Origin of the sequence: Virgisporangium ochraceum (assembly GCF_016863655.1) — a bacterium.
Taxonomy (GTDB): domain Bacteria; phylum Actinomycetota; class Actinomycetes; order Mycobacteriales; family Micromonosporaceae; genus Virgisporangium; species Virgisporangium ochraceum.
On the sequence record NZ_BOPH01000173.1, the window covers coordinates 1 to 2,722 of the forward strand.

Annotated in this window: 1 protein-coding gene; it reads right to left on the minus strand. The window is 76.7% G+C overall.

Annotation, left to right across the window (positions count from 1 at the left end; translation table 11 throughout):
• Window positions 1-2,722: type I polyketide synthase (locus Voc01_RS52510; RefSeq protein ID WP_203935320.1), on the minus strand; the 2,722-nt coding region annotated here is incomplete at both ends.

Here is a 2,722-nt window from a genome sequence, read left to right on the forward strand (position 1 = left end):
CAGGTTGTCGAGGTCCCACCCGCGGTTGCCGGGGAACTCCGTCACCGCGTCCCGGCCCTCGGCGACCAGCCGCCACAGGTCCTCCGGCGAGCTGATGCCGCCCGGGTAGCGGCAGCTCATCCCGACGATCACGATCGGCTCGTCGCCGGTGCGCGTCGGCGCGGCCGGCGTCTCCTCGACCGGTGCGCCGCCCCGCACCTCGTCGCGCAGGAACCCGGCCAGCGCCGTCGACGACGGGTAGTCGAAGACCAGCGTCGCCGGCAGCCGCAGCCCGGCCGCGGCGGCGATGCGGTTGCGCAGGTCGACGGCGGTCAGCGAGTCGAAGCCGAGCTCGGTGAACGCCCGGTCGGGCTCGATCGCCCCGATGCCGGAGTGGCCGAGAACGGCGGCGACCTGGCCGCGCACGAGGTCCAGCAGCACGCGGTCGGCGTCCGCCGGGGTCAGGCCCGCGAGCTGACGGCTCAGCGTCGAGGCGCTTCCGGTGGACGCGGTGCGCCGCGACCGGACCCGCACCAGCCCCCGCCACAGCGGCGGGACGTGGCCGGACGCGCGCACCTGGTTCAGGTCGATGCGCAGCGGCACCAGCAACGCCTCGGGCTGACCGAGCGCGTGGTCGAACAGCGCCAGGCCCTCCTCCTCCGTCAGGCCCAGCACGCCACCCCGCGTCAGCCGCGACGTGTCGGTGGCGCCGGCCATCCCGTCGGCCCGCGACCACAGTCCCCACGCCAGCGACACCGCCGGCAGCCCGTCCGCGACCCGGTGCCGCGCGAGGGCGTCGAGGAACGTGTTCGCCGCCGCGTAGCTCGCCTGGCCGGCGTTGCCGAACACCCCCGACGCCGAGGAGAACAGCACGAACGCCGACAGGTCCCGGTCGCGGGTCAGCTCGTGCAGGTTCCAGGCCGCGTCGACCTTCGCCCGCAGCACGGTGTCGACCCGGTCCGGCGTCAGCGCCGTGACGACGCCGTCGTCGAGCACGCCGGCGACGTGCACCACGGCGCGCAGGTCGGGGATGCCGGCCAGCACCGCGGCCAGCGCCGCCCGGTCGGCCACGTCGCAGGCGGCGACGGTGATGTCGGCGTCGAGGTCCGGCGCCGCACCGCCGCGGCGGCTGACCAGGACGAGCTTCCGCACCCCGTGCGACTCCACGAGGTGCCGCACCACGAGGCCGCCCAGGGCACCGGTCGCGCCGCTCACCAGCACGGTCCCGTCGAGGTCGACGGCGGTCGGCGTCCCGGCGGCGCGGGCCAACCGCGGCGCGAACGCCTGCCCCGCGCGGACCGCGACCTGCGGCTCGTCGGCCGCGACCACGAGCGACGCGGGGTCGTCGACGTCGGCCAGCAGCAGCCGGCCGGGGTTCTCCGACTGCGCCGACGCGACCAGGCCCCATACGGTGGCCGCGGCGACATCGGCGACGCCTTCACCCGCAACGGCTTCGACCGCACCGCGCGTGACGACCAGCAAGGTCGAGTCCCCGTCGGCCAGGTGCTCCTGCACCCGCTCGAGGACCCGGTGCGCCGCGGCGTGCGCGTCGGCCGGCACGTCGGTGCCGGACGGCTCGACCAGAAACACCACCATGTCCGCCGGCACCGCCGATGCCGGAACGGGCACCCAGTCGACCCGGAACAGCGCGTCCGTTCCCGCCGCCGGCCGGTCGGTGCCCGCGGGCCGCAGCATCAGCGACTCCACCGTCAGCACCGGCTGGCCGTCGGCGTCGACAGCGGTCACCGACACCGCGTCGGTGCCGGCCGGCGACAGCCTGACCCGCAGCCGTGACGCGCCGGAGGCCTGCAGCCGCACCCCCGACCACGCGAACGGCAGGTACCCGGCGCCGGTGGCGGCCACGAACCCACCCATGCCGATGGCGTGCAGCGCGGCGTCGAGCAGGGCCGGGTGCAGCCCGTAGTGCGCCGCGTCGGCGGCGGCGGTCTCCGGCAACGCGACCTCGGCGAGGACGTCGCCGTCGTGCCGCCACGCGGCCCGCAGTCCCTGGAACACCGGGCCGTAGCCGAAGCCGGCGGACTCCAGCGCCGTGTACCAGCCGTCGACGGGTACCGGTTCGGCACCCGGCGGCGGCCACGCTCCGACCGTCGTGTCCGCGGCCGGCTCCCCCACGGCCAGGAACCCGCTGGCGTGCCGGATCCACGGCGTCGCGTCGTCGGCGTCCTCCGGCCGCGAGTGGACCGCGACGGCGCGCCGCCCGGCCGCGTCGGTGCCGCCGACGGTGACCTGGACCCGCAGCGCTCCCCGGTCGGGCAGCACGAGCGGCGCTTCGAGGGTCAGCTCGTCGACGACGTCGCACCCGACCTGGTCGCCGGCCCGGATCGCCAGTTCCAGCAGTCCCGTACCCGGTACGAACACCGACCCGCCCACGACGTGCTCGCCCAGCCACGGGTGCGTCGACAGGGCCAGCCGGCCGGTGAACAACCAGCCGTCGGCCTCCGCGAGCCCGATGGCCGCGCCCAGCAACGGGTGGCCGGCCGCCGAGAGCCCGAGCCCGGCCGGGTCGCCGGCGAGGCCGGCACCGATCCGCGGCCAGAACCGCGCCCGCTCGAAGGCGTAGGTGGGCAGGTCGATCCGTCGTCCACCGGCGAGCACCGCCGGCCAGTCGACGCCGACCCCGCGCAGGTGCAGCCCCGCCACCGCGGCCACCGTGGTCCGGGCGTCGTCACGGCCGCGCCGCAGCACCGGCAGGAATTCGCCACCCTCGACACAGTGCTGCCCC